The following is a 19,120-nucleotide window of genomic DNA, read 5'->3' as shown; positions in this document are numbered from 1 at the left end:
CATCAAGGAATAGCGATGCACCCTCCCATAGATAGCGCCGGCTCGGCGGATTTGAACGCCCACGCGGCCATGGTGCTGCTGGTTGACGATCAGGTCATGGTGGCCGAAGCGATCCGGCGCGCGCTGGTGGTGGAGGGCAATATCGATTTCCACTATTGCTCGGACCCTCACAAAGCGCTGACCGTGGCCATTCAGACGCGGCCCACCGTCATCCTGCAAGACCTGGTGCTGCCCGGCGTGGACGGCTTGAGCCTGGTAAAGGAATACCGCACTCATCCGGTCACGCGCGACATTCCCATCATCGTGCTGTCCACCAAGGAAGACGCCGCCATCAAGAGCGCGGCGTTTTCGTCGGGCGCCAACGATTATCTGGTGAAGCTGCCGGACTCCATCGAACTGGTGGCGCGCATCCGTTACCACTCGCGCTCGTACCTGGCGCTGGTGCAGCGCGACGAGGCCTACCAGGCGCTGCGCCAAAGCCAGCAGCAGTTGCTGGAAAGCAATATGGAACTGCGGCGGCTGACCAATTCCGATGGCTTGACGGGCCTGGGCAACCGCCGCTACTTCGATGAATACCTCACTGCCGAATGGCAGCGTGCGCGCCGCGACAGCCGCGAGATCAGCATGTTGATGATCGACGTGGACCACTTCAAGGCCTACAACGACACCTACGGCCACATCGCCGGCGACGAAGCGCTCAAGCGCGTGGCCAACACCATCTTCGCCAGTTGCGACCGTTCCACCGACCTGGCGGCCCGCTTTGGTGGCGAAGAGTTCGCGCTGGTGCTGCCTGGCACGCCGGGTGGCAGCGCGCGCCTGGCGGCCGAAAAGCTGCGCCGCGCGGTCGAGGCCATGCAGATTCCGCAAAAGGATCTGGGCTCGGGACCCTGGCTGACCGTCAGCATCGGCACGGCCACGGCCATTCCCACTGACGACCAGCCCTGCACCGACTTGATCCGGGCGGCCGACCGTGGCCTCTACCAAGCCAAGCACCACGGCCGCAACCGCGTCGTGCCCGGCCAGTTGCAGGCGGACGAATAGGCGTTATCGTCGCAACATGCGAGACGCGCCTGCCCGGTCGGCGGGAATCCCAGAGTAAGAGGCACACCATGACGTATTCGACTTATCACAAGAAGGATATTTTTGGACGCCCGCTGCATGCGGAAACGCAGATGATGTCCTATGGCTATGACCCCTTTCTGTCCGAAGGCGCGGTCAAGCCGCCTGTTTTCTTGACGTCCACCTTCGCGTTCCGGTCCGCCGAGGACGGCGCGGCCTTCTTTGATGTGGTGTCGGGCCGCAAGCCCTTGCCGCAGGGCGAATCCGCCGGGCTGGTCTACAGCCGCTTCAATCATCCCAATCTGGAAATCGTGGAAGACCGGCTGGCCTTGCTGGATGGGTCCGAGGCGGCGGCGGTCACGGCCAGCGGCATGGCCGCCATCAGCGCCGTGCTGATGGCGTTCTTGCGCCCCGGCGATCAGTTGGTGCAGTCACTGCCCCTGTATGGCGGCACCGAGACGCTGATTGCCAAGGTGTTTCCGGAATGGGGCATCGGCTCGCACGCCATCCGCGACGGCCTGTCGCCCCAGGCCATGCGCGCGGCGCTGGAGGAGGCGGCGGCCAAGGGGCCGGTGCGCGTGCTTTACGTGGAAACGCCGGCCAACCCCACCAACGCGCTGATCGATTTCGAAGGCATGAAGAACGAGCTGGATGCCTTTGAAACGCGCCACGGCTATCGCCCCGTATCAGTGTGCGACAACACGCTGCTGGGGCCTATTTTTCAAAAGCCGGCCGACCATGGCGTGGACCTGTGCGTGTATTCGCTGACGAAGTACGTGGGCGGCCACAGCGACCTGGTGGCGGGCGCCGTCACGGGCAGCAAGGACCTGATCAAGAAGGTGCGCGCCATTCGCAGCGCGTTCGGCTCGCAACTGGACCCGCATTCGTGCTGGATGATCACGCGGTCGATGGAAACGGTGGTGCTGCGCATGAAGCAGGCGGCGCGCACGGCCACCAAGGTGGCGCAATGGCTGGCCGGCAATCCGTATGAGAAGGTCGTTATCTATCATCCGGAGATGATCGCTGACCGCGCCTACCAAGAGGTCTATAAGCGCCAGTGCACCGGCCCCGGCTCCACCTTCGCCTTCGTACTTGAGGGCGGCCGCGAGCGGGCGTTCCGCTTCATCAACGCGCTGCATCTGTTCAAGTCGGCGGTCAGCCTGGGCGGCACGGAATCGCTGGTGTGCCACCCGGCGTCCACCACGCATTCCGGCGTGCCGGCCGAGGAGCGCGCGGCGGCGGGCGTGTCGGAGGGGCTGATCCGGATTTCGATCGGGCTGGAGCACGAAGAAGATTTGATCGCCGATATGGACCACGCTTTTCGGATTCGGTGACGGGAGTGCCTCGCTCAGCCCCGGGCCGGCTGCCGGCGCGTGCGGTTCAGCAGCACGAACGCGGCGGTGGCCAGCAGCATGACGGTGGCGGTGGCGATCACGGCGGCATAGCCGGTGTCGAACGCGGTCTTGGCCAAGTGCGTCAAGGTGGCCGCCAGGTCCGTCGGCAGGCCTTCCGCCACGATCAGCGCCTCGTCCAAGCTGTCACGCAACGCGGGCGCAGCGGCCAGGGCAGGGGGCACGTCCAGCGTGTTGGCATACACGCCCGACAGGATCGACCCCATCAGCGTCACGCCTAGCGCGCCGCCCAATTCGTAGGACACCTCTTCAATCGACGCCGCCATGCCGGCGCGTTCCGGTGTGGCGCTTTGCATGATGGAGCTGGACGCCGCCGTCATGGTCGCGCCGATGCCCAGGCCCAGCACGCTCAGGCTGAGCATTTGCGGCAGGATGGCGCCGTCATAGCACAGCAGGTAAGCGCCCATGCCCGCGGCCGACACGGCCAGCGCCAGGAACATCAGGCGCGGGCCACGCATATAGGCCAGCAGCCAGCCCGCCAGCGGCCCCGCCACGAAGGCGGCAAGCGGCAGCGGCAGGATGAACAGCGCGGCCTGAATCGGCGACATGCCCAGCACCAGTTGCAGGCGCTGGCTGAACACCAGTTCCAGCCCCAAAAGCGCGGCGCCCGCGAACAGTGCGGCGGCTACGCCCGAACTGAAGGTGGCGTTGCGGAAAATGGCGAAGTCGATCAGCGGATATGGGCGGCGACGCTGGCGGCGCACGAACAAGGTCAAGATGGTGACCCCGGCCGCGCAAGCCAGTCCGGCATGCAGCCACGAGGTGGTGGCGCGGCCCAGTTCTTTCAGCGCGTAGGCGCACAGGATCAAACCCGCCATGACCTGCAAGGAGCCCATCAGGTCCCAGGGGCGGGCGGCGGCGGCGCGGCTGGCGGGAATGCAGCGCCAGGCCAACGGCAGCGCAAGCAGCACGATGGGCACGTTGATCAGGAACACCGAGCCCCACCAGAAATGCTCCAGCAGCACGCCGCCCACCACCGGCCCCAGCGCCGCGCCGCCGGAGGCCACCGACGCCCAGATGCCGATGGCCACGGCGCGCTCGCGTTCCTGGGCGAACGTCAGGCGGATGATGGACAAGGTGGCCGGCATCATCATGGCCGCGCCCACCGCCAGCAGCACGCGCGCCGCAATCAAGGACGCCGCGCCCGGCGAATAGGCGGCGGCCAGCGAGGCCACGCCGAAGACGACCAAGCCCATCATGAACAGGCGCTTGTGGCCCAGCCGGTCACCCAGCGTGCCCATGCCCAGCAGCAGGCCGGATACGACCAAGCCGTACACGTTCACGATCCACAATTTTTCAGACGCGGTCACGCCCAGCTCGTGCGTGAGCCGGGGCAGGGCGGTGTACAGCACCGTCATGTCCACCACGATCAACAACAAGGCAATGGACACAATGCCCAGCACCAGCCAACGGCGCGGGTCGGCCGTGGCGACAGCGTTCGAATGAGTCCGCTGCATAGTTCTACTCCTGGTTAAACCACACCCGGCCGCGCGGTTTCGGCGGCGCTACGAGTGCAAGGCCGGCATTATCTATCTGTTTATTTGCCGTAAAAAGTTTGATTCCATCTATAAAATAGATGAATTACGGAGGGCGACATGCAATGGACCTTGGATCAACTTCGGCATTTCGTGGCAGCGGCGGATGCCGGTTCCTTTTCTGCCGCGGCGCGTGCGCTGGGCCGCGCGCAGTCCGCCGTCAGTACCTCGGTGGGCCTGTTGGAGGCCGACCTGGGCGTGGAATTGTTCGACCGCTCGCGGCGCAACGCTACGCTGACGCCCGCTGGCGAAGTGATGCTGCAAGAGGCGCGTGAACTGCTGCGGCAGGCGGGCGGGCTGGATCAGCGGGCCTTGTCTTTCGCGGCGGGGCAGGACGCGCGACTGTCGATCGCGCTGGACGAAGCGCTGCCGTACCAGGTGCTGGGCGCGCTGATGGTGGAAGTGGCTGAGCGCTTTCCCGCCCTGGAACTCACGCAGTTGAACGGCACCGCGACCGAGGTGGCCGACTACGTGCAGCAGGGTCGCGCCAGCATTGCGTTCCACTTCGACCGGGGCGACCCCGGCAGCGCCTTCGCGCACCGTTATCTGGGCCATGTGGCGCAGGCGGTGTTCGTGGCGTCGGGCCATCCGCTGGCGGCCCTGGCCGAGGTCACGCGCAGCGACCTGGCGCGTTACCGGCAACTGGTCATGCAGATGGAAGGCGTGGAAGAGGTGGTGCTGAGCCCCACCGTTTGGCGCACGGACAGCTTCTACAGCATTGCCGGCATGGTGGCCGACGAACTGGGCTGGGCGATCCTGCCGTTGAACATCGCCGAATACGAAAGCTTTCGCAGAACGCTGACGCGGGTGCCGTGCACAGGCTTGTCCTTGCCGATGTTGTCGGTGCGTACCTTGTGGCTGCAAGGCGCGTCGTTAAGCACGACCGAGCTTTGGCTACAGCAGCGCATGGGGCAGATGCTGGGTGGGACGACTGCGGGGTGAAAGGAGTACGGCCTCAGCTAAGCAGCGCCGTGACCAAGTCTCCGCCACCCGTGCCGTCTTCGGTGAAATTCAGCGCGGTCTGTACGTGTTCCAGGTGTTCGTCCATCAGCGCGCAAGCGCGTTCGGTGTCGCCCGCGCGCGCGGCCTCGATGAAAGCGTGGTGCTCTTGCGACGAGCAACTGGCGTCATGCGAGCTTTGGTACAGCACGGTGATCACGGCGCTGCGCGCGGACAGTTCGCGCAGCATGCCCGTCAGCACCGAATTGCCCACGGCTTCGGCCAGCAGAATGTGGAAATGCCCCAGCAGATAGTTGCGCTTTTGCACGTCGCCGGCTTGCACCGCCAGCCGTTCCTCGGCCAGGTGGGCGTCAATACGGCGGTAGTCGGCGGCGGTGGCGCGCGCCACGAATTCCTTGGCCAGCGCGGCTTCCAGGATGCGGCGCACGGCATAGACTTCGCGCGCTTCGTTGGCGTCCGGCTTGCTGACAAACGCGCCCTTGTCGGGAACGATGTTGATCAGCTTGTCCTTGGACAGCATCAGCAACGCCGCGCGGATCTTGGTGCGGCTGACCTTGTAGACCCGCGCCAGCGCTTCTTCGCGCAAGCGCGTACCCGGCGGAAGCTTGTGCGCCACGATGGCGGCGGCCACTTCGCGGGCAATATCGTCGGCGCTGGGGTCTAGCGGAACTTCCTGGGTCATGGGGCGCGGCTGCGGCGGGCCGGAGGGTAAAACAATCGGGCAGCCAGTCTATCAAAAAGCCGGACAGGAAAGGCAGACATTTTTTGCATACAAACGTAGCATGCAAAGAAAATCTGCGGTCCCGTCCGGCTTTTTTGGCCCTGTATCAGGGCTCTTGCCGACCTATGATCAATCCTTCGCCATCAAGCCCAGGTATTCGATCAGGTCCTTCTCTTTCACGAACGTGGCTTGCGCCCAGGCCTTGTAGTCCGCGCTGTTGCGGTACGCGGGTTCCTGGTTCAGTTGCTTCATGACGTCCATGCTGGCTTTGTCGAACAGCGCCTTCTTGAAGGCGTCATGCAGCGTTTTCACGACGGCCGGGTCCATGCCCTTGGGGCCGGCCAGGCCATACGGCGAGGTCGACACCACCTTGTAGCCGAGCTCTTGCGCGGTGGGCACGTCGGGCCAGCGCGTGGTGCGCTTTTCGCCGAAAGTGACCAACAAGCGCATCTTGCCGGAGTCCACGAACTGGTCCCAGCCGGTGGCGTCGCTTTGCGCCATGACGTGGCCGCCCAACAGCGCCTGCTGCATGTCGGCGTTGCCCTTGAACGGCACGTGGTTCAGCTTGACCTTGGAATTTAGGGCGATTTCTTCAATCAGCAGGTGCGGCGACGAACCCACGCCGGTGGAGCCGTAGTCGATGGTGCCCGGCGCCTTGCGAGCGGCCTCGATGTATTCGTTGAAGGTCTTGTACGGCGAGTCCGAACGCACCGTGAAGCCGAAGGTGTAGCCCGACAAGCCGATGATGAAGCTGAAGTCGTTGATGGGATCCCAGCTGCTTTTCTGCATGTACGGCATGCGCAGCATGGCCAGCGTGTACAGGCTGATGGTGTAGCCGTCGGGCTTGGCGGTGCGCGCCATGGTGGCCGGGCCCAGGGTGCCGCCCGCGCCGGGCCGGTTTTCCACGATGACCTGCTGACCCAGGTATTTGGAGGCGTCCTGCGCCACGATGCGCAGGTGGCGGTCGGTGGAGCCGCCGGCCGGGAAGGGCACGATCAGCGTGATGGGCTTGGTGGGAAAGTCGGTTTGCGCGTTGGCGGCCAGCGGCAAGGCGGCGCCGGTGGTGGCAAGCAGCAGTGCGGCCAGGCAGGCGCGGCGCTTGGGCATCTTCAGCATGGGTTGTCTCCAGTGGTGTTGTGGTTTGTTGTGTGTGTGGAAATGGGTCGAGATGTGCTTGGACGCGTTCCGGGGTCAGTCGCGCAGCACGACTTTGACCGGCAAGCGCGCCAAGGCTTCGCGCAACTGCTCCTTCAGCGGCGCGGACACGCCGGATGCCGCTTCAACAGCGACATCCGGTTGCGCATCGGCCAGCACGCGGAAGATATTGCTGTCTTCCGCCAGCCCGGCCGTTTGCAGGGTGCGCGCCACCACCGCCTCTACCGATACGGCAGTGGCCAGGTGGCGCAAATCAGGTTTGTAGATCTTGCCCACGTTGGTCATGGGCATGGCGTCCAGCACGATGACGCGCTTGGGCCGCGCCGGGCCTTCATCCACGTGCGCGGCCGCGTAGGCAACGAGTTCGGCTTCGGTGGCTTGCGCGCCTTCCATCAGCGTGACGAAGGCCACCGGCAATTCGCCGGCATAGGCGTCTGGCGCGCCGACGGCGGCGCACAGGTGCACGGCCGGGTGCGTGGCCAGCGCGTCTTCGATGGTCTTGGGGTCGATGTTGTGGCCGCTGCGAATAATCAAGTCCTTGGCGCGGCCTTGCAAATGCAGCCGGCCTTCGGCATCCATGAAGCCCACGTCGCCGCTGATCAACCAGCCGTCTTCGGTGAAGGCGCGGGCGGTGTCGGCGGGGTCCAGAAAACCGGGGATCACGTTAGGCGCCTTGAACAACACCATGCCGGGCGTGCCCGGTGGCAGGTCCTTCGCGGCTTGCCCAGCGGGGATGTCCAGGCCGACGATGCGTACCTGCACGTAGGGCAGCGGGTAGCCCACGCAGTTGACGGGAAACACCGAGCCCGGCGGCGTGATGGACGAGATGCCGGCCATCTCCGTCATGCCCAGGCTTTCATTCACTTGCAGGCCGAACAGCCGCTTGAAGCGCGCGGCCAGTTCGGCGGGCAGCGGCGCGGCGCCGGTGCGGCAATAGCGCAAGGACGAGATATCGGCGCCCGCCAGCGGCACGTCGGCCAGCGCCGCCAATATGGTCGGCACACCTTGCAAGGACGTCGCGCGATGCTTTTCGACCAGGCGCCAGTAGTTGCGCAGCACGTCGCGGTTGCGCAGCAGCATGGGGGTGGGGATCACGGTTTCCACGCCGGCCGACAAGGCCGCCAACGAGGCCGGCAACACGCCCGCCACGTGGAATAGCGGATAGCCGTTGATGACCACGTCGGTCGGCCCCGCGTTCTGCAACTGCACGGCCGCCCAGGCGGTGAAGACCTGGTTGGCGTGGGTGTGGATGGCCAGCTTGGGCGCGCCCGTGGTACCGCCCGTGTGGAAGTAGGCCGCCACGTCGCTGGCGCGGATGACCCGTTCGCTGAGCAGGCGGTCGGCCGGTTGCGCCGAGCGGTTGGCGTTGAAGTCCAGCGCGTAGTCGGGCAGGGCGGGGCGGTCTGACAGCGGCTCGGTGTGCGGCGCCACGCGCAGCAGGGTTTGCAGGCTGGGCACGCGCTCGCGCAGCCGCAGCGCCTTGGACCACATTTCGCAATCGGCGTCCGCGCCGTAGGCGATCAGCACCTTGGCGCGCGCGGTTGTCATCAGCGAGGCCAGCTTGTCTTCCGTCAGCAGCGGGTTCAGCGGCTGGACAATGCCGGCGGCCTCGCCCCCCCACAGCGCCAGGTGGTATTCCAGGCAACCGGGCAGCATCACGGCCACGGCGTCGCCCGCGCGCACGCCCAGGTCGTGCAGCAGGTTGGCTGTCTGGTGGATGCCGGCCAGCAGTTCGCGATAGCTCCAGCGGATGGCTTCGTCATCCGGATTCGCCGACCGCAGAAAAGTCAGCGCGGTCTTGTCGCCAAAGGCCGCGGCCGAGTTGCGGAAGATCTCGTAGGTGCTTTGCACCGTCAGCGTTTCCGCCAGCGGGCGCGCTTGCAGCCGCTGCACGTCGGCGGCGCTGCGCACGGGGAACGGCGCCGAGAACGGAGGTGATAGCGGTGGCTGAGCAGCGTGGGCCTGCGTCATGTCGGGCTGCCTCCGTTCACGCCTGCGCCAGCGCGATGTAGCGGCGCAGGTGATGGTCTTCGTCGCCCAACTGGTGGTCGATCATGACGAGGCGCTTGGCGTAGTGCGCCAGCGGCAGTTCCCAGGTCATGCCGATGCCGCCGTGCAACTGGATGCTTTCTTCGGCCACCAGCGTGCCGATGCGGCCGATGGTGAACTTGGCGGCGGACAGGGCGCGTTCGCGGGTGACGCGGTCGGGGTTGTCCAGCGCGGCGGCGGCGTTGATGACGGCTGAGCGCGCCTGTTCAATTTCCAGCAGCACATCAGCCATGCGGTGCTGCAAGGCCTGGAAGCTGCCGATGGGCGTGCCGAACTGGCGGCGCGTGCGCAGGTATTCCAGCGTGGCGTCGCGGGCGCAGTCCATCGCGCCCACGGCTTCGGCGCACAGCGCCAGGATGCCGCGCCCGGTGGCGCGTTCCAGCAGCGGGTAGCCCGCGCCGGCCTCGCCCAGCAGGGCCTCGGGCCCCAGCTTGACGTCGGTCAGCGTGACTTCGGCGGCGCGTCCGCCGTCGATCAGGCCATAGCCGCGCACCTCCAGGCCGGGCGTGCCGGCGCTGACCAAGAACAGGCTGATGCCGGCTTCGTCATCTTCCGCGCCGGACGTACGCGCCGACACCAGGAATAGGTCCGCGTGTTCGCCCGCCGTGACCACGGCCTTGGCGCCGTTGAGCACCCAGCCGTCGCCCGCGCGTTCGGCGCGCGTGCTGACCCGCGCCAACTCATAGCCGGAATCCGGTTCCGCTTGTGCCAGAGCAGCGGTGATGGCGCCCGAGATCAGGCCGTCCACGGCTTCGCGCTGCGCGGGCGTGCCGGCGGCGGCGATGGCGCTGCCCACCATCAAGGCGTCCAGAAAGGGTTCCACGACCAGGCCGCGTCCCAGCGCCTCGAAGACGACCGAGATATCAAAGCCCGCGCCGCCCAGGCCACCATCGGCCTCGGTGAACAAGGCGCCGATCGCGCCAAGCTCGGCATAGCGGCGCCAGAATTCCACGCTGTAGCCCTGGGGCGATTGCGCATGGCGTTCGCGGGTGGCGAAGTCGTACTGCTCGCTGACAAAGCGGCGCAGCATGTCGGACAGCATGCGCCGGTCTTCGGTGTGTTCAAAGTTCATGGCCGGCCCTTACAGTCCCAAGATCATCTTCGAGATGATGTTTTTCTGAATTTCATTGGAGCCGCCGAAGATCGACAGCTTGCGGTTGTTGAAGTACTGCGCCGCCGCGCTGTCGGCGCCTTCGGGGCCGATGGGGGCGGCGTCGTAGCCGTCGTGCAGCGCTTCGGGCACGAAGGGGCGCGCATACGGACCCATGGCGCGGCGGTTCAAGGCCGTGATTTCCTGGCGGATCTGCGTGCCGCGTATCTTCAGCATCGAGCTTTCCGCACCCGGCGCACCGCCGCCCGCCACCGCCGCCACCACGCGCAGGTTGGTGGTGCGCATATTGGCCAGTTCAATTTCCACGCGCGCCATCCGGGCGGCAAAGTCAGGGTCTTCGGCCAGGGGGCGGCCGTTCTTTTTCTGCTTGGCGGCCACGGCCTTCAGACGTTCCAGCGCGGCGGTGGATTGGCCCACGCCCGCAATGTTGGTGCGCTCATAAGTCAGCAGGTACTTGGCGCAGGTCCAGCCCCGGTTTTCTTCGCCCACCAGGTTCTCGACGGGCACGCGCACATCGGAAAAGAACACTTCGTTGACTTCGTGTTCACCGTCCAGCGTGATGATGGGGCGCACTTCGATGCCCGGGCTGTTCATGTCGATGAGCAGGAAGCTGATGCCCTCCTGGCGCCGGCCTTCCTGCGAGGTGCGCACCAGGCAGAAAATCATGTTGGCGTACTGGCCCAGCGTGGTCCAGGTTTTTTGCCCGTTGACGATGTAGTGGTCGCCGTCGCGCACGGCGGTGGTCTTGACGGAAGCCAGGTCGGAGCCCGCGCCGGGTTCGGAATAGCCCTGGCACCACCAGTCGCTGCCGTCCAGGATGCGGGGCAGCCAGTACTGGCGCTGCGCTTCGTTGCCGTACTTGATCAGCACCGGCCCCAGCATGCTCAGGCCGAAGGGCACGATGCGGGGCGCGGCGGCCAGCGCGCATTCGTTATCGAAAATGAATTTTTGCGTGGCGCTCCAGCCGGTGCCGCCGTATTCCACGGGCCAGTGGCTGGCCAGCCAGCCTTGCTGGTTCAGGATGGCGTGCCATTCAACCATGTCGTCTTTGGTAAGCAGCTTGCCCAGCCCAACCTTGTCGGAAAGGCGCCGGGGCAGCTTGGCCGCCAGGAAGGCGCGCACGTCGTCGCGGAAGGCGTTTTCTTCGGGGGTGAATTCCAAGTCCATGTCGGTCCTTAATGCATCTCAAGCATAGATTTCAAACAGGCCCGCCGCGCCCATGCCACCGCCGATGCACATCGTGACGACGGCATAGCGGGCGCCGCGGCGGCGGCCTTCGATCAGCACATGGCCGGCCAGGCGCGCGCCGGTGACGCCAAACGGGTGGCCCAACGCAATGGAGCCGCCGTCCACGTTCAGGCGGTCCATGGGGATGCCCAGCTTTTCCTGGCAATACAGCGCTTGCGACGCAAATGCCTCGTTCAGTTCCCAGAGGTCGATGTCATCGACCTTCAAGCCATGGCGCGCCAGCAACTTGGGCACGGCGTAGACGGGGCCGATGCCCATTTCGTCGGGCTCGCAGCCGGCAATGGCCAAGCCCCGGAACGCGCCCAGCGGGCGGATGCCGGCGCGCTGGGCGTCGGCGGCTTCCATCAGCACCAAGGCGGCCGCGCCGTCGGACAGTTGCGAGGCATTGCCGGCCGTGACGAACTGGCCTTCGCCGCGCACGGGCGCAAGGCCGGCAAGCGCTTCGTAGGTGGTGCCGGGGCGGTTGCAGGTGTCCTTGTCCACCGTGACTTCGCGTTCGCTGACGACGCCCGTGGCGCGGTCGGTGACGGACATGGTGGTGGTAACGGCGATGATCTCTTCGCGGTAGCGGCCGGCGGCTTGCGCGGCTTCGGTGCGCGCCTGGCTTTGCGCGGCAAAGCGGTCTTGCGCTTCGCGGCTGATGCCGTAGCGGGCGGCCACGATGTCGGCGGTTTCGATCATGGGCAAATACAGCTCGGGCTTGTTCGCCAGTATCCAGGGGTCCATGCCGCTGACGCCGTCGTCGCGCGTGCGGATCTGCGACACCAGTTCCACGCCGCCCGCGATCACGGCCGGGGCGCCGTCCATCACGATGCGGCCGGCGGCCGACGCAATGGCTTGCAGGCCCGACGCGCAATAGCGGTTGATGGTGGCGCCGCCCACGCTGACCGGCAGGCCGGCGCGGATGACGGCTTGCCGGCCGATGTTGCGGCCCGTGGCGCCTTCGGGATAGCCGCAGCCGATGAAGGCGTCTTCGATCAGCGCGGGGTCAATGCCGGCGCGGTCAACGGCGGCGCGCACGGCGTGCGCCGCCAGCGTGGGGCCGGCGATCTGGTTGAATTCGCCGCGCCCCGCCTTGGTGATGGGGGTGCGGGCGGTAGAGACGATGACGGCTTCGCGCATAAGGGTTCCAGTCGAAAGTGGGTTCTGTATTCAGGCGGGCGGTGTTCAGGCGGCCGGCGGCTAAAAAACGTGCGTTCAGGCAGCCTGATTCAGGCTGGCGAAGTTGCGGCCGGATTCGGCCAGGCGTACCAATAGCGGCGACGGCTTCCAGAACGCCGGGTCTTCCTGCGCATAGGTGCGGATGTCGGCCAGCACGCGGTCCAGGCCCACGCTGTCGGCGTAGTGCATCGGGCCGCCGTGGTGGCGCGGAAAGCCGTAGCCGGACAGGAACACCACGTCCACGTCGGACGGGCGCAGCGCAATGCCCTGGTCCAGCACGTTGGCGGCTTCGTTGATCATGGCGGCCAGGTAGCGGCGCTGGATGTCTTCGTGCGTGAACGGGCGCGGCGTAACGCCCGCGCGGCGGCGTTCGTCGTCGATGATGGCCAGCACGTCCGGGTCCGGCGTGCCCACGCGCGCGCCATCGGGGTACAGGTAAAAGCCACGGCCCGTCTTCTGGCCGAACCAGCCGCGTTCGCACAGGCGGTCGGGAATCTGCACGTAGCGCAAGGCGGGGTCGCGGGTGGCGGCGCGGCGCTTGCGGGTGGCCCAGCCGATGTCACCGCCCGCCAGGTCGGCCATCTGGTAGGGGCCCATGGGGTAGCCAAACTCGCGCACGGCGGCGTCGATGTCGTAGGGCGACGCGCCGTCTTCCATCATCATGTCCGCCGCCTGCCGGTGCACGGCCAGGATGCGGTTACCGATAAAGCCATCGCACACGCCCGCGCGCACGGGCGTCTTGCGCAGTTTGCGCGCCAGTTCGAAGCCGGTGGCCACCGTGTCGGGCGCGGTCTGCTCGCCCACCACGATCTCCAGCAGCTTCATGATGTTGGCCGGCGAAAAGAAGTGCAGCCCCAGCACGTTGCCCGGATGTCGCGTGGCGGTGGCGACGCGGTTCACGTCCAGGTACGACGTGTTGGTGGCCAGCACCGCGCCGGGCTTGGCCACGCGGTCCAGTTCGGCAAACACGGCCAGCTTCACGTCCATGTCCTCGAACACGGCCTCGATGATCAGGTCGGCATCGCTCAGGGCGTCGTAGGTGGTGGCGCCGGTCAGGCGTGCCAGCCGGGCGTCGCGTTCTTCTGCCGTGATGCGGCCTTTCTTGAGCAGCAGGTCGTACACCTGCGCCACACGCGCGCGGCCACGTTCCAGCGCGGCGTCGTCCTGCTCAACCATCACCACCGGCAAGCCGGCGTCCAGCACCGACACCGCGATGCCCGCGCCCATCGTACCGCCGCCCACCACGCCGATCTTGTTCAGGGCGCGCGGCTTGCCTTCTTTCAGTTCGGGGACCTTGGTGGTTTCACGCTCGGCAAAGAAGGCGTGCACCAGGCCGGCGCGCTGCGGGCTGTCCAGGCATTGCAGGAATAGCGCGCGTTCGGTGCGCAGGCCTTCGTCAAAGGGTTGTTCGATGGCGGCGCGCACGGCTTCCACGATTTTCGCGGGCGAATACAGCCCGCGCAGCGTCTTGGCGATGCGCTCGCCGGCCGCAGCGGCTTCGGCCAGGGCGGCGGCCTTGTCGGCCAACGCTGCGGTGGCGTCGCGGCTGCGGCGGGGGCCCGCGCCTTTTGCCAACAGTTGGCGGGTATACGCCAGCCCCGCCGCCAGCGGGTCATTGCCTTCAGCCAGCGTATCCACCAGCCCGGCGCGCAGCGCGGCGTCCGCCGACAGGTGTTTGCCCGACAGCATCAGGTCCAGCGCGGCGGCCGCGCCAATCAGGCGGGGCGTGCGCTGCGTGCCGCCCGCGCCCGGCAGCAGGCCCAGGTTTACTTCGGGCAAGCCCAGCTTGGCGCTGGCAAGCGCCACGCGATAGTGCGCGGCCAAGGCCACTTCCAGTCCGCCGCCCAGCGCCGCGCCATGCAGCGCGGCCACCACCGGCTTGGTGCTGGCTTCAATCTGGTTGCAGACGTCGGGCAGGGCGGGTGGCTTGGGCGGTTTGCCGAATTCGCGGATGTCGGCGCCGGCAATGAAGTTCTTGCCCGCGCCCACCAGCAGAATGGCGCGCACGTCGGGGTCAGCCTGCGCGGCCTGGATGGCGTCGGCCAGGCCGCGCCGCACGTCCGCGCTAAGCGCGTTGACCGGCGGGTGGTCCAGGGTGATGACCAGGATGTCTTCGTCGCGGCGCGCGTGGGCGGCGCCGGCAGTGCTGCTGTCCGTCATGGGTCCTTGTCTCCTTAGTGGCGGCCGCTGTCGCGGCGCCTGGCAAGCCGGAAAAACCGCTTGTCTTGTTTTGCGTGTGTCTCTTAGTTCTTTATTCTTTCCCAGTAAAGATGTCTTGACAATGCCATCAGGAATTGACACGACGGATAAAAAAATTTGACAATCCGGCCCAAGGAGACGCCATGGACACCAAATCCCTGACCTTGCTGGTCGATATCCTGGACGCCGGCAACTTGAGCGAAGCCGCGCGCCGGCTGAAGATGACCCGCGCCAACGTCAGCTACCACCTGAATCAACTAGAGCGTTCAGTGGGCATGCAACTGGTGCGGCGCACGACGCGCCACGTGGAAGCCACCGAGATCGGGCTGAAGCTGTATCAACATGGCCGCAGCATCCAGGACGAACTGGTCGCCGCGCGCGAGGCGGTCGACACCCTGGGCAAGACGCCGCAAGGCAAGGTGCGCTTGAGCGTGCCCAGCGGCTATGGGCAATTTGTGATGACGCCCTGGCTGCTGGAGTTCAAGCAGGCGTATCCCGATATCGTGCTGGACGTGCTGTTCGAGAACAGCGTTGACGATCTATTGCGCGACGAGGTCGATATCGCGGTACGCATCATGTCCGAGCCGCCGCAAAACCTGGTGGCGCGCGAACTCGGGCTGGTGCGCTACGTGGCCTGCGCATCCAAAGCTTATGCCGACGTGCGGGGGCTGCCCCAGCGGCCCGATGATCTGGCCCAGGCGCCCATCATCAGCGCAGCCGTCATTGGCCGGCCATTGCGGTTGTCGGCCTACTACGGCGGCCAGCCACGCCAGCATGTGGTGCTGGAACCCACGGTAATTTCGCGCAACTACGCCTTTCTACGGGATGCGATTCGCGCCGGGCTGGGGGTGGGCGTGGTGCCGGACTACGTGGTGCATGACGACATTGCGCGCGGCGAGCTGCTGGCGGCGCTGACGCAGTGGCGGCTAAGTATCTTTGGGCGCGGCATGTACATGCTGTACATGCCCAACCGCCACCATCCGCGCGCGATTTCCATGCTGATCGAATTCATTCTGGAACGCGCGCAGCGCGACCACGAAGGGCAGGCGGGGCTGCTGGCGGTGAAGGGGTAAAAGGCAGGGCTGAAAAGCAAACGGAACATCTCCAGGCACGATACTTGCTGTCCGCGTTCACCAAAATGAAATGCGAGGGGACGGGATGGAAAGCGCGACGCCGGGGAAGGTGACGCCGGGAAAGACTACGCTGGAAAAAGCGTCGCCGGAAGAACGGGCGGCGGAAAAGTCCGGGCCGGACGACCGCGCTTCGGATGAAAAAGCCACCGTCCAAGACGCCGGCATCATCCCCGAACCCGCGCCCAACGTCACGCACGTCTGGGCGCGCGGCGCCTGTCTGACCACGCTGACCGTGTTGGCCGTGCTGTTTTCCCTGAAGATGGCGCAGGAATTCATCGTGCCCGTGGTCATGTCCATTGTCGTGGCGTATGCGCTGGACCCTGCCGTGACCCTGATGGAACGGGTGCGCCTGCCGCGCCCGGTCGGTATTGTCATCCTGATGGCCGTGATTGCCTTCGGGCTGGCGGGCCTGGTGTACGCCACGCAAAGCCAGGTCAGCTCCATCATTGAGGCGCTACCCGAGATTTCCGGCAAGATCTCGCGCACGCTAAGCGGTTTTTCCAGCGGCGATGGTTCCTTCATTGAACGCATCAAAGGCGCGGCCAGCGTGCTGCAGGATACCGGCGGCGTAGAGCCGGGCCGCCAGGTGGTGGTGGCCAAGTCCGACGCGGGCTTCAGTGAATTCCTGCTGTGGGGTTCCAAGGGGCTGGCTACCTTCCTGGGCCAGGCCACCATGAGCGTGTTCCTGGTGTTCTTCCTGCTGCTGTCGGGCAACGCGTTCAAGCGCAAGTTCGTCAAGGTGGCGGGCACGACCTTGTCGCAGAAGAAGATCAGCGTGCACATGCTGGACCAGATCAACAATTCGATTCACATGTACATGGCGATGATGCTGGTCACGAACGTGGCGCTGGGCGTGCTGTCGTGGGGCGCATTTCGCCTGTTGGGCCTGGAGAACGCCGCCACCTGGGCGGTGGTGGCGGGCGCCTTGCACATCATTCCGTACTTTGGCCCGCTGATGACGGCGGTGGGCACGGGGGTGGCGGCGCTGATTCAATTCGGCGAAATCGGGCCGGCGCTACAGGTGGCGGGCAGCTCGGTGGCCATTGCCTTGCTGATCGGCGTGCTGGTCACGACCTGGATGTCGGGCCGCATCGCCAGGATGAACTCGGTGGCCGTCTTCATGATGCTGCTCTTGTTCACCTGGCTGTGGGGCATCTGGGGCACGCTGCTGTCGGTGCCCATTGCGTTTATCGCCAAGGTGGTGGCGGATCACATCGAAGGGCTGGAGGCCGTGTCGGAGTTCCTGGGCGAGTAGCGCAGTTGGTATGCTGACGCCTCGCTTGCCACGCCGAAGTTGCCACGCAAAAGCCCGCCATGCCTGATAAGCCCGAACCCGCCGACACGCCGAAGACGCCCGGCTTTCCGCCCCAGCCCGGACGGGCCTCCGCCGCGTTCGCCACGCATTCCACCTTGGCCTCCGACGCGCGCCGCACGCAGTTGCGGCGCATGAAAATCGCCGCGCTGGCGCTGTTGGTGGCCATGGTCTGTGGCTTCATCACCAGCCATGTCATGGGCGGGCAGGGGGCATGGGCCTGGGTGCGGGCGTTTTGCGAGGCGGCCACGGTGGGCGCGCTGGCCGACTGGTTCGCGGTGGTGGCGCTGTTTCGCCGTCCGATGGGGCTGCCAATTCCGCACACCGCCATCATCCCCAGCAACAAAGACCGCATTGGCGACAACCTGGCCGTGTTCGTGCGCGACCACTTCCTGGACCCGGACACGCTGATGGAAAAGCTGCGCGTGTTCGATCCCGCGACGCGGCTGTCACGGTGGCTGGTGCGGCCCAAGCAGGCGCATGCCTTGAGCGACGGCGCGCGTCGCGTGGCGCTGCAAACGCTGGACATGCTGGACGACCACGCCGTGCGTGGCGTGATCCAGGAATTCGTGGTGAAGAACCTGCGCGGCTGGGACGCGGCGGGCACCGTCGGCGAAGTGCTGGGCCTGTTGACGCGCGACGGGCGCCACCAGGAATTGCTGGATGCGGCCATGGAGCGCCTGGGCGGCTACCTGGGCGAAGACGACGTGAAGGAACGCGCGTCCACGCTGCTGGTGAAATTTGCGCGCAAGGAATGGCCGCGCATCATCGCGGCGGTGGACGTGGTGAAGTCGGTGGACGGCATTGCCGACAACCTGGCCGACCGCCTGGCCATGGCCTTGATGGACGAGCTGCGCGACGTGCTGTCCGAACCCGACCATCCCGTGCGGCGCGACTACGAAGCCTGGGTGCTGAATTACATCGAACGCCTGAAGACCGACCCGGCCTTGTCGGCCCAGGTTGAAGCCTTGAAGCAGCGCGCCATCGACCACCCCAAGGTGCAGGAATACGTGCAAGGCCTGTGGGACGACATCCACACCGCCTTGCGGCGCGACCTGTCTGACGAAAACTCGGCGCTGGCCGGCCATCTGGAACGCGCCATGCTGGCGCTGGGCCGCAAGCTGGGCGAAGACCCAAGCCTGCGCGACGCCATCAACAGCCACGTGATGGGCAGCGCGCGTCGCCTGACCGGCCGGCTGCGCATCGGCGTGACCGAACACATTTCACGCACGGTGAAAAACTGGGACGAACGCCATCTGGTCGACGAACTGGAGCTGAGCGTGGGGCGCGACCTGCAATACATCCGCTTTAACGGCACGCTGGTCGGCGGGCTGATCGGTGTTGCGCTGCACGCGCTGGTGCTGCTGGTGAATCGTTAAGAAGCCTGATCGCTTGTATCAGGAAGGAAGAATGCTGGTGCGCCGACTTGCCCCGGTGCTATTGTTTTCTGCGCCCTGGGCCAGGCGGCAAGGTTTGCGCTGGCCGGGCATCCGCACCTTGCGTGCATGATTCCAGGAGGCACTTCATGAAGAAAATCTCGATGCTTGTCGCGGCGCTGACGATGGCGGGCGCGTCTGGCGCCGTGCTGGCCGAAGACGTTTCGATGTCGTTCCTGACCGCCGACGGCCTGGGCAAAAGCGCCGGCACGATTTCGCTGAAGGACACCCCGGGTGGGCTGGAGATCACGCCCAATCTGAACGGCTTGAAGCCGGGCGAGCACGGCTTTCACGTCCACGAAAAGGGTTCCTGCATGCCGGGCATGGTGAACGGCAAGATGGCGCCCGGCGGCGCGGCGGGCGGACATCTGGACCCCAAGGGCACCAAGGCCCACAAGGGGCCGATGGCCAAGGACGGGCACCAGGGCGATCTGCCGTTCATTACGGTGGCCGACGACGGCACGGCCAAGAAAGCCGTGGTGGCGCCACATCTGAAGCTGGCCGATGTGAAAGGGCACGCGATGATGGTGCACATAGGCGGCGACAACTATAGCGACAAGCCCGAGCCGCTGGGCGGCGGGGGCGGGCGTTTGGTCTGCGGCGTGGTGAAGTAGCACAGCAGGCTGGCT

General features: G+C 66.1%; 15 protein-coding genes. 7 read left to right on the top strand and 8 right to left on the bottom strand.

Annotation, left to right across the window (positions count from 1 at the left end; translation table 11 throughout):
- Positions 1–15 precede the first annotated feature (15 nt).
- The gene (locus ELS24_RS17005; protein WP_050446676.1) at positions 16–1,041 is read left to right on the top strand and encodes a response regulator; all 1,026 of its coding nucleotides are present in this window, start codon (positions 16–18) and stop codon (positions 1,039–1,041) included.
- 68 nt (positions 1,042–1,109) lie between these two features.
- The gene (locus ELS24_RS17000; RefSeq protein ID WP_127184791.1) at positions 1,110–2,393 is read left to right on the top strand and encodes a cystathionine gamma-synthase family protein; all 1,284 of its coding nucleotides are present in this window, start codon (positions 1,110–1,112) and stop codon (positions 2,391–2,393) included.
- A gap of 14 nt (positions 2,394–2,407) precedes the next feature.
- Here ELS24_RS17000 and ELS24_RS16995 read toward each other — a convergent pair whose 3' ends face one another.
- Entirely contained in the window at positions 2,408–3,928 is a 1,521-nt protein-coding gene (locus ELS24_RS16995) for an MFS transporter (protein ID WP_127184790.1), read from the bottom strand.
- Between the two features lie 138 nt (positions 3,929–4,066).
- Here ELS24_RS16995 and ELS24_RS16990 point away from each other — a divergent pair, with 138 nt between their 5' ends.
- Entirely contained in the window at positions 4,067–4,948 is an 882-nt protein-coding gene (locus ELS24_RS16990; RefSeq protein ID WP_127184789.1) for a LysR family transcriptional regulator, read from the top strand.
- Positions 4,949–4,961: 13 nt separating this feature from the next.
- On the opposite strand, the gene ELS24_RS16985 is transcribed toward ELS24_RS16990, so the two are convergent.
- From ELS24_RS16985 to ELS24_RS16955, 7 genes are all read right to left on the bottom strand, one after another.
- Complete coding sequence (locus tag ELS24_RS16985; RefSeq protein ID WP_050446672.1) at positions 4,962–5,648, bottom strand: GntR family transcriptional regulator; 687 nt, start codon at positions 5,646–5,648, stop codon at positions 4,962–4,964.
- A 168-nt stretch (positions 5,649–5,816) separates the two neighbouring features.
- Positions 5,817–6,803 (bottom strand): tripartite tricarboxylate transporter substrate binding protein, encoded by a 987-nt coding sequence (locus ELS24_RS16980; RefSeq protein ID WP_050446671.1) that lies wholly within the window; start codon positions 6,801–6,803, stop codon positions 5,817–5,819.
- Positions 6,804–6,878: 75 nt separating this feature from the next.
- Positions 6,879–8,813 (bottom strand): acyl-CoA synthetase, encoded by a 1,935-nt coding sequence (locus tag ELS24_RS16975; RefSeq protein WP_127184788.1) that lies wholly within the window; start codon positions 8,811–8,813, stop codon positions 6,879–6,881.
- A gap of 16 nt (positions 8,814–8,829) precedes the next feature.
- The gene (locus ELS24_RS16970; RefSeq protein WP_127184787.1) at positions 8,830–9,963 is read right to left on the bottom strand and encodes an acyl-CoA dehydrogenase family protein; all 1,134 of its coding nucleotides are present in this window, start codon (positions 9,961–9,963) and stop codon (positions 8,830–8,832) included.
- Between the two features lie 9 nt (positions 9,964–9,972).
- Positions 9,973–11,169: an acyl-CoA dehydrogenase family protein gene (locus ELS24_RS16965; RefSeq protein WP_127184786.1), complete on the bottom strand. Its 1,197-nt coding sequence runs from the start codon at positions 11,167–11,169 to the stop codon at positions 9,973–9,975.
- 18 nt (positions 11,170–11,187) lie between these two features.
- Entirely contained in the window at positions 11,188–12,372 is a 1,185-nt protein-coding gene (locus tag ELS24_RS16960) for an acetyl-CoA C-acyltransferase (RefSeq protein WP_127184785.1), read from the bottom strand.
- A gap of 75 nt (positions 12,373–12,447) precedes the next feature.
- Positions 12,448–14,571 carry a 3-hydroxyacyl-CoA dehydrogenase NAD-binding domain-containing protein gene (locus ELS24_RS16955; protein ID WP_127184784.1) on the bottom strand — a complete coding sequence of 708 codons (2,124 nt, stop codon included), beginning with the start codon at positions 14,569–14,571 and terminating at the stop codon, positions 12,448–12,450.
- Positions 14,572–14,753: 182 nt separating this feature from the next.
- On the opposite strand from ELS24_RS16955, the gene ELS24_RS16950 reads away from it, so the two are divergent.
- The 4 genes from ELS24_RS16950 (at position 14,754) to sodC (ending at position 19,105) form a co-directional block, all read left to right on the top strand.
- The gene (locus ELS24_RS16950) at positions 14,754–15,683 is read left to right on the top strand and encodes a LysR family transcriptional regulator (RefSeq protein WP_050446665.1); all 930 of its coding nucleotides are present in this window, start codon (positions 14,754–14,756) and stop codon (positions 15,681–15,683) included.
- Between the two features lie 85 nt (positions 15,684–15,768).
- Entirely contained in the window at positions 15,769–16,998 is a 1,230-nt protein-coding gene (locus ELS24_RS16945; RefSeq protein ID WP_127184783.1) for an AI-2E family transporter, read from the top strand.
- A 191-nt stretch (positions 16,999–17,189) separates the two neighbouring features.
- Positions 17,190–18,434: a DUF445 domain-containing protein gene (locus ELS24_RS16940; protein WP_050446739.1), complete on the top strand. Its 1,245-nt coding sequence runs from the start codon at positions 17,190–17,192 to the stop codon at positions 18,432–18,434.
- A 146-nt stretch (positions 18,435–18,580) separates the two neighbouring features.
- The gene (gene sodC / locus ELS24_RS16935; RefSeq protein ID WP_127184782.1) at positions 18,581–19,105 is read left to right on the top strand and encodes a superoxide dismutase family protein; all 525 of its coding nucleotides are present in this window, start codon (positions 18,581–18,583) and stop codon (positions 19,103–19,105) included.
- Positions 19,106–19,120 lie beyond the last annotated feature (15 nt).

The organism is Achromobacter spanius (genome assembly GCF_003994415.1).
In the GTDB taxonomy this organism is placed as follows: domain Bacteria; phylum Pseudomonadota; class Gammaproteobacteria; order Burkholderiales; family Burkholderiaceae_B; genus Achromobacter; species Achromobacter spanius_C.
This window is presented reverse-complemented; position numbering and strand designations above follow the sequence as displayed.